This window comes from Rheinheimera sp., assembly GCF_036568245.1.
In the GTDB taxonomy this organism is placed as follows: domain Bacteria; phylum Pseudomonadota; class Gammaproteobacteria; order Enterobacterales; family Alteromonadaceae; genus Alishewanella.
On record NZ_DATCSY010000152.1, the window covers coordinates 1 to 8,744 of the forward strand.

6 protein-coding genes and 1 pseudogene are annotated in these 8,744 nt (G+C 52.2%); all 7 read left to right on the top strand.

What is annotated here, in order from left to right; translation table 11 throughout:
• The first annotated feature begins 679 nt into the window (after window positions 1-679).
• Window positions 680-1,210, top strand: coding sequence for a hypothetical protein (locus tag VIN66_RS06565; protein WP_331923230.1), 531 nt, complete (start codon window positions 680-682; stop codon window positions 1,208-1,210).
• A gap of 287 nt (window positions 1,211-1,497) precedes the next feature.
• The gene (locus tag VIN66_RS06570; RefSeq protein WP_331923231.1) at window positions 1,498-1,911 is read left to right on the top strand and encodes a hypothetical protein; all 414 of its coding nucleotides are present in this window, start codon (window positions 1,498-1,500) and stop codon (window positions 1,909-1,911) included.
• 151 nt (window positions 1,912-2,062) lie between these two features.
• Window positions 2,063-2,206, top strand: coding sequence for a hypothetical protein (locus VIN66_RS06575; protein WP_331923232.1), 144 nt, complete (start codon window positions 2,063-2,065; stop codon window positions 2,204-2,206).
• A 37-nt stretch (window positions 2,207-2,243) separates the two neighbouring features.
• Complete coding sequence (locus VIN66_RS06580; RefSeq protein ID WP_331923233.1) at window positions 2,244-2,366, top strand: hypothetical protein; 123 nt, start codon at window positions 2,244-2,246, stop codon at window positions 2,364-2,366.
• Window positions 2,367-2,556: 190 nt separating this feature from the next.
• A complete protein-coding gene (locus VIN66_RS06585) occupies window positions 2,557-2,913 on the top strand; it encodes a DUF4398 domain-containing protein (RefSeq protein ID WP_331923234.1) in 357 nt (118 codons plus the stop codon).
• Window positions 2,910-3,794, top strand: a complete 885-nt coding sequence (locus VIN66_RS06590) for an OmpA family protein (RefSeq protein WP_331923235.1) — start codon at window positions 2,910-2,912, stop codon at window positions 3,792-3,794. The genes VIN66_RS06585 and VIN66_RS06590 overlap by 4 nt, the downstream gene beginning before the upstream one ends.
• Before the next feature lie 170 nt (window positions 3,795-3,964).
• Window positions 3,965-8,744 (top strand): annotated as a pseudogene (locus VIN66_RS06595) (cyclic beta 1-2 glucan synthetase); the annotation flags it as partial.

Below are 8,744 nucleotides of genomic sequence, written 5' to 3' on the forward strand. Positions count from 1 at the left end.
CGGCATCAACCAATGTAGATTTGTATCTCCCTTCCCACAGGGTGCCAGTACGACCGTTGGTGAAGTTGAAGTATTGAACGTACTTGCGGCCCTGGTCTGCATCAGGCGGCTGACACCTTGTTCATTGGCAGGCGTTAGTAGATGAACGTGATTGGTCATCAGCACGAAGGCGTGAATGGTAGCTTGGTATTTGGCTGCGGCATCCCTGAGGAATAACAGTAAGCCTTGGCGTCCGCCTCGTCATAAAAACAGGCTTTGCGCGGTTGCTCCCGTGCTGGAGCACATGCTGGGTGCGACCAGGCAGATGAGAGGCGGGCAAGCGGGTCATGAGGTTCCCTTCCTGAATTCTATATAATCAATGACTCCGGTCTTACCCCTTACACTGTAAAAAATCAAAACGGTATTTCGGTGTAGTTATTCTCGGTGTAGTTATTCTTCTGCAATAATCAACCGTTAATGTGGTGGAGCGAACAGATGCCCGGTTCACGGATACGCATACTCAGTTCTCCATATATGTGTATCAACGGGAAACGTTGTTGCCATTAAAAACCTGCCAGACTTATCGGATTCAGATGCTGGCAATAACGGTGACGCAGTCAAGTCTTGATGATCGCAGTCACTAATGGCACAACGTCCAAAAAAGATATACCTATTCAACAAAAGAAAATCAGGATTTTTTATGAAATACATACAAACAAGTTTACTTTTTATTCCTCTCGTTTCTTTTTCCCTGTTTTCTGCACTAAGCTGGGCCGATACACCGGCGCAAGGCGCCAGAGAATTATCAATATCTGGTGCCGGTTCCAGTGATAAGGAGTTCAACGATAATGCCTTCGCTATGGAAGTTAGTTATGGGTACTATTTGTCACCGGCGACAACCTTCGGCGTGCGTCAGTTGGCGAGTGTGACTGATTCGGAAGGCAATAACAGTAACTGGAATGGCGCAACTCGCTTTTTTTACGATTATCACCTGGGCCAAGAAAATCTACGCCCATATTTGGGCATCAATATCGGATATCTCTATGGTGAATCCGTGGAAGACACCTTTATTGCCGGGCCTGAACTGGGGTTGAAGTACTATGTTTTGCAGTCAACTTTTGTTGTCGGGCAGCTCGAGTATCAGGTTTTGTTTGAAGACACCAGCGACGCCAATGATCGTTTTGATGACGGTGCCTACATCTATAGCATTGGTATGGGCTATAACTTTTAAGCCATTACAGCACGGGATTGGCAAGCAAAGAACTGCTGGTCTCGTCGTTCTGTACCTTAGCGTTGCTTCATGTGCGGTACCGCACCGACGCCAGAAAGTCATCTGCGATAGTCTGTCTTTCACATCGCTACCCAATTGATAAGTGTGTCAATGCCATATAGTGGTGTGTAGTGGTGTGCGAAACGTAGTGGTGCGCAAATGACGCGTACCAGCGACCTTTCAAAGGCAACAATGTATGCCGTCTGAAAATTCTCCTGCCGATTTTGAGTTACTGATTAATCGCCAACTTGATTCGGTTAAAAATATTATTCGGTAGGTCGCTATGGCAAGCCGCTGGCCTTTCTGGTCTTTATGGTAGTCGGGCTGAATGTCTGGCCGTCTTACTATACCGTGCCCAGCGACTTTGTGTCGGTGGTGCAGCGTTTCCGGTTAAGTTTCTGTTTGAAGTTCGTAAGCCCGACGAAACACTGCGCCACGTCTCTGAGTCCGTGATGCGAGGAGTGATAAGTGATCGAACAGTTGGTGCGCTGCTCAAGATGCAGGAATCATTTAATGAAGTGAACCAGACACAACAGCCGAAGAAGAGGTTAATTAACGAAGCGCGGCGAGAATACAACAAAATTATTTTATCAGCCGAAGCTGAAAACGAGCAAGGAATCCAAGAGGCTGATGGCTGGCGTCGATATGTCGACCAGGAATAAGCTGTTATTCAGGAGCTTAACCCCATCGCTAAACGCGTTTTGGAATAACAGCGACCTGTTTAAGTTTCTAAAGGGCATGACATCGACGATACAGGCAATGAAACAGCAGTTTTTCGATGGCAGGTTTTAAAAACCGTAAGGCAGATGATAAATGGCAAATGATAAAGAGTGGCAGCGTCGTTCCGATGAATGGGTATGCATGCTTGATCAATCACGGTTACGCAAAGAAAAGCGGTTGCTTGAACGAAAGAGAATGCTCGATATTAAACCTGAAAGAAAGGAAGTTTCCAGGTAAACGAATAAATTGATAATCAATAATCGGAGTCAATGAGATGAGTAAAGAGCGAAAAAGCAACAGGGAAAGCAAGAAAATACCAGCCAAAACGCAGAAGGAGAAAAAACAGGAAAAGAAGCTGAAAAAATCTTCTGGCAGCTTAGTGGCCACGGTTAAATAAAGTCGGGGGTGTACGCTGCCGAACAGAAAGCAATAGGTTTGGGGCGTTAATCTCTTTGTACGAATATTGTTTTTATACGAATATTGTCATTGTGAATAAATGTAATACACCCCGAGGGAGGATAGTCATCATGTTCAGAGTAAAAAAAAATATAATAGCTTTACACACTGCCCGTTCACGGAATCGATTAGTGATACTGGCGCTGGTTTGCACATTGCCCGCTTGCGTACAGGCTCCACAACCTTCAACGGATGCCGCCCTGCAAGCGGCTGAGATGGCTATTAGCCATGCCGACCGCAATCGAGTTGCCGGCTATTCTTCGCCGGAGTTGATCGAAGCGCGCAAAAAGCTCAACGATGCTCGCGCTGCGGTGCAGGAAAAAGAAATGACTGTGGCGATTCGGCTCGCTGAAGAGTCGCTCGTGAATGCAGAGCTTGCCGCTGCCAATGCCGATGTGAACAAAGCTCAGGCAGTTAACACAGATATGCAAAGAAGTATTGACATGTTGAAACAGGAATCATATCGAAATTCGGGAGAACAACAATGAAAACGGTGAAGATTCAGCTCTACAAACTAATGGGTGTCGCCACGGTGGTCATGTTGTCAGCATGTTCCACACCGGCAATGAAACCTGAAGGTGTCGATGCCGTTCGCGATAAATTGGCGCTACTGCAAGCCGATGCACAGTTGGCAGGTTTAGTTTCGGTTGAAATAAAAGAAGCGGAGTCCGCTGTGCGTGCTGCGGAAAAGCCGATGGAAGATACGAAGTTATCCAATCACCTGGTGTATGTGGCAGATCGTAAGGTGGATATTGCCACGGCCCGTGCCAAAACACGTTTGCTGGTTGATCAACGCCAGGCGCTGAAAAATCAAAGTAATGATGTATTACTGCAGGCCCGTACGCTCGATGTCAAGAATGCTCGCAGTGAGACTGACGCGGTCAGGGCAGAGACTGTTGTTGCCTTGGCGGCGGTTGAAAAATCCCGTTCGGAAATGAAGTCTGAATTGGCGCGCAGCAGCGAATTGCAACAGCAGATTGGCGCATTAAACGCTAAGGCTACTGACCGCGGTGTGATCATGACGCTGGGCGACCTGTCGTTTGCAACCGGTAAATCTGAACTCAAAAGTGGTGTCGGCAGGGATCTCGACAAGCTGGTGGCTTTTCTCGACAAGTACGATGATCGCACCATCATCATCGAAGGGCATACCGACAACGTTGGCAGTGAAGCCCTTAATTTAAGTTTGTCACAGCAACGTGCAGGCACAGTCAGAGATTATCTGGTGTCAAAAGGCATTGATTCCGGGCGAATGACCGTGTTGGGCAAGGGCGAGGGTAGTCCTCTAGACAGTAACGAATCAGCCATCGGTCGTCAGCACAATCGGCGCGTTGAAATCATTATATCTCATTCGATGGCTTCACGGAGCTAAGCTGCATTGTTAAGTGTTATGTTGTTTGTATAAATCGTATCGATAGTCAAGGCCATAGATATATTCCATGGCCTTAGCTGTTTATAGGCCCGTTAGGTTTTGATGAAAGCAATATTAATAGCGCTAACTACGGTGTTCTGCTGGCATCATTGGTGTCTGCGTTGGCGGGTATGGCACTGCTATGGGTATTCACTGAGCGTCAATTTAACAATACAACTGAGAAGGAAGCAGACGATGATGAGATCCGTTTTTTCAAGGCTTGCGATACAAGCAGATTTTTGATGTGGGCCAATAGGGCGTGGTTAAAAACAGCAGTAAACGCGTTATTACGCAACACTGATTTCTTCAAGAGAATTTATGCTCGAGCTTTGTATCCTGATTCAGTAATCGATGAAACGCCCCTGCGTGACGAGCTGTTTTGTGCTGAGCAAATGGAGCAGCACGGAAAATATTTGGCTCTGAAACATACTGTGGGAAGATCGAGATTCCCGGATCAATTGCTGGCGCGTCTGGATGACAACGAGCGATGCCTGATCGCAACGCACGCGCTGTTGACCGAGGCGGTGAAAAATCAATTGTCGATAGTGCCTGCCGGGGAATGGCTGCTGGATAATTTCTATCTGATCGATGAGCAAATTCGTATCGCCCGGCGACATTTGCCAAAGAATTACAGTCGTGAGTTGCCACGGCTTTCCGAGGGGGCGGCTGCCGGTTTGCCACGGGTTTATGATCTGGCCCTGGAAGCTATATCCCATGGCGATGGCCGTGTTGACAGCGAGGCCTTAACCCTGTTTGTCGCTTCTTATCAAACCGTAACGCCGCTTTTGTTGGGTGAGTTGTGGGCCATTCCTATCATGCTGCGGCTGGCGATGATCGAGAATTTGCGCCGTGTCAGTGTGCGGATTGCCGCCGCCCGGGTGAATGTCAACCTTGCCCAGGCGTGGGCGAACAAAATGTTGGAGGTGGCTGAAACCGATCCGAAAAGCCTGATATTGATGGTTGCCGATATGGCGCGATCCAAACCACCCATGGTGAGTTCATTCGTCGCCGAGTTGGAGCGCTGTCTGCAGGGTCACGGTTCAGCATTGGCCTTGCCGCTGACCTGGATCAGGCAGCGACTGGCGGAATCCAGTTTGACCATCGAACAACTGGTGCTATCAGAAACTCAACAGCAGGCCGCCGACCAGGTATCGGTCAGTAACACCATTGGCAGCCTGCGTTTTCTAGCGGCGATGGACTGGCGCGAGTTTACCGAGGACATGAGTCTGGTCGAGCAGGTGTTGTGCCGGGATAACAGCGCTGTTTATTCAGCGATGGATTTTCCCTCCCGTGATCGTTATCGGCAGGTGGTCGAGCAATTGGCCAGGCGCAGTTCCGATTACTCATCAAGTTTGGCGCAGGCGGAAATTGCTGTGGCGCAGACGGCGATTAATCTTGCACAAGTGGGTGCAGAGCAACACGGCCATCGCGCCCCGGCGGCTCATATAGGCTACTACCTGATCGACCAGGGACGGCCTTCCTTAACGGCAGCGCTGGGTGTGCAGTATTCCGGCATTGAACGAATCAGTCGCTGGCTGCGCCGTACGCCGTTGTTGGTTTACCTGGCTTCAATATTACTGCTGACCGTGGTGTTTTCTTCCGCGGCACTGATCCCGGTCTATCATCAAGGGCTGAGCGATTGGCGGTTTCTGCTGCTGAGCGGGTTGGTGGTATTGGCGACCAGTCAAGTGGCGTCGACACTGGTGAACTGGTTGGTCACTATGTTGATGACACCGCAACTGTTGCCGCGCATGGATTACTCCCGTGGACTGCCAGCCGATCGTCGTACGCTGGTGGTTATTCCCACCCTGCTCAATAGTGAGCAGGGTATTGGCGATTTGCTCGAAGCACTGGAGGTGCATTTTCTTGGCAGTCGCGACGATTACCTGCATTTCGCGCTGCTGTCCGATTTCTGCGATGCCAGCTCAGAGACCTTGCCGACTGATGAGGCACTGCTGTCACTGGCTCGCCACGGTATCGAACAACTCAACCAGAAATACGCGCCCACAGACGCCGAGGAAACCGCTAACCGGGTTGTACATGATGAGCGTTTCTTTCTGCTGCATCGCCCACGTCGCTGGAACCCGAAGGAAAACCAGTGGATGGGGTACGAACGCAAGCGTGGCAAACTCTCTGAACTTAATCGCGCATTACGGGGCCATGGCTGGGATCGATTCAGTGTCCTGAGCGGTAATGTAGCGGCACTGTCAGAGGTCAAGTACGTCATTACCCTGGATACTGATACCCGGTTGCCGCGGGATTCGGCGCAGCAGTTCATTGCCACCATGGCACATCCACTCAACCAGCCGCGTTATGACAAGCGTTACCGGCGGGTTGTCGGCGGCTACGGTATTCTGCAGCCGCGCATGGCTGCCAGTTTGTCTGGCGCACAGCGCTCCCGCTATGCGCAACTGTGTGGCAATGAGCCAGGCATTGATCCCTATACCCGCTCAGTCTCTGATATCTATCAGGATCTCTTTGCCGAGGGATCGTTTATCGGCAAGGGTATTTACGACATCGATGCCTTCGAAACGGCACTCGACCAGCGCTTTCCCGAAAACCGGATACTCAGCCATGACTTACTGGAGGGCTGCTATGCGCGCTCCGGGTTGCTGAGTGACGTGCATTTGTACGAGGAATACCCGGCGCGTTATCTGACCGACATTGCGCGTCAGCAACGCTGGATACGGGGCGACTGGCAAATAGCAGACTGGCTGTTGCCCAGGGTGCCGGGCGCCGGTGGTCAGCGTGAGCGCAATCCACTGTCGATGCTGTCCCAGTGGAAAATTCTGGATAATCTGCGTCGCAGTCTTATGCCCGTGGTTTTTTTGCTGTTGTTATTGGCTGGCTGGTTTGTGTTGTCACAACCCTGGCGCTGGACCTTGATCGTGGTGGCTATAGCGCTGGTGCCACCCTTGCTGGCGGGTCTGGTCGATGCCTTGCGCCGACCGCGAGAGGTGCTTTACCGCCGGCATCTGGCGACGGTATTGCATTCCATGCTGCAGAATATCGAACTGACGGTTTTCCGCTTCGCCTGTCTGCCCTATGAAGCCTGGGTGCATCTGTCGGCGATTTTGCGCACGTCCTGGCGGGTGCTGGGCACACATAAAAACCTGCTCGAATGGCAGGTGTTTAATAACCGGCCAAGCCCTTGCGACACCCGCAATGACAACGTCGGCAGGCAGCAACTTCCCCGATTGGCGCGTGACGACGATACCGTCCTCTCTGCTTACCGGTCTCTGTGGATCGCGCCAGCAGTGGCGATTGGCGTTACCGTGGCCAGCGCCTTTGCCGGATTGAACCTGCTGCTGGCGGTGCTACCGGTGACGGGTTTATGGCTGCTGGCACCGTTTTTTTCCTGGTGGCTCAGCAAACCACTGGTGCGCGATAGCCATGGCTTAAATGCAGATCAGCTGTTGTTTTTACGCAGCATGGCGCGCAAGACCTGGGCGTTTTTTGACTATTTTGTTACCGCCGGGGATAACTGGCTGCCGCCTGATAACTTTCAGGAGGAGCCCGGCCCGGTTCTTGCCCATCGCACCTCGCCGACCAATATTGGCCTCGCGTTACTGGCCAATGTCACTGCGGCTGATTTTGGTTATATCCCAGCAGGCGCGTTGCTTAGCCGTACGACCGACACCTTTGCCACACTGGCAAAGCTGGAGCGTCACCAGGGACACTTCTTTAACTGGTATGACACTGAAACATTACAGCCCTTGCCGCCGCGTTATATTTCCTCGGTGGACAGTGGCAATCTGGCCGGACACCTGTTGACCCTGCGTGCGGCACTGTTGGAGCTGAGGGCACGGCCGATCATGTCGCCACGGCTATTCTACGGACTGGCTGATAGCTTGCGTTTGATGCACGAAGCGCTGGCTGGCAGTGAGCACAAGGCCTTCGATGCAGCGGCAAAGCTGCAGACTCTGATTGATGACGCCGCCGCCTTACCGACCATCACCCTGCCTGATGCTGTCAATTATCTGCAGCAAATTGTGCCGACCGTGGAACGCCTGTTAGAAGCTTCTAACAGTACTAATAAGTCGCAAGCAGAAAACGAGGCTGTCAGCGCACAGCCCGGCGGCGATCTGCCGGGCGCGGACGCCCCCGAGATTGATGATCAATTCGTGGAGGCAGTCCAGTGGCTGCGGGCAGTGGCAAAGCAGGCGCAGGATGGACTTGACGACCTGCTGTTAACGGCGCCCTGGCTGGCGCTGAAAAACCTGCCCGAGGACATGCAGGCGCTGACGGCGCTTAACGGCATCCCGACTTTAGCCGGGTTGCTTGAGTGCACCTCGCAGTGGCTGGCCACGATTGATCAGCAACTGGCAAGCGATAAACAGGCTCTGCAGGAGCTTTCTACGGTGCCCGCCGGCGAGCCATGCAGCGGTTTGCTGCAGTTGCGGCAAAGCATCGAAGCAGGTCGAGTTACTATGACAAATCGCCAGGCGCAGGCGCAGCGCCTGGCGCGAGAGGCCAGCGATTTCGCCACGGTGGAGTACAAACTGCTCTATGACCGGTCGCGTCACCTCTTGGCGGTGGGTTACAACGTGGATGAATGTCGTTGCGACAGCAGTTATTACGACTTGCTGGCTTCGGAGGCGCGGCTGTGCAACTTTGTGGCGATCGCCCAGGGCAAATTGCCGCAGCAGAGCTGGTTTGCCCTGGGGCGCTTATTGACTACCGCGGGGGGGGATCCGGTACTGGTGTCATGGAGCGGTTCGATGTTTGAATATCTGATGCCGCTGCTGGTCATGCCCCTGTACGACAGCTCCCTGCTGGATCAGAGTTGCCGCGCGGCGGTGGCCAGACAGATCGCTTACGGTAAGCAGCGTGGACTGCCCTGGGGGGTGTCGGAGTCCGGTTACAACATTGTCGATGCCAACCTGAACTATCAGTACCATGCTTTCGGCG

Bases quoted from the DNA above. Each gene is read 5' to 3' on its own strand.
- VIN66_RS06565 (WP_331923230.1), top strand. From the start codon at position 680: ATGAAATACATACAAACAAGTTTACTTTTTATTCCTCTCGTTTCTTTT.
- VIN66_RS06575 (WP_331923232.1), top strand. From the start codon at position 2,063: ATGGCAAATGATAAAGAGTGGCAGCGTCGTTCCGATGAATGGGTATGC.
- VIN66_RS06580 (WP_331923233.1), top strand. From the start codon at position 2,244: ATGAGTAAAGAGCGAAAAAGCAACAGGGAAAGCAAGAAAATACCAGCC.
- VIN66_RS06590 (WP_331923235.1), top strand. From the start codon at position 2,910: ATGAAAACGGTGAAGATTCAGCTCTACAAACTAATGGGTGTCGCCACG.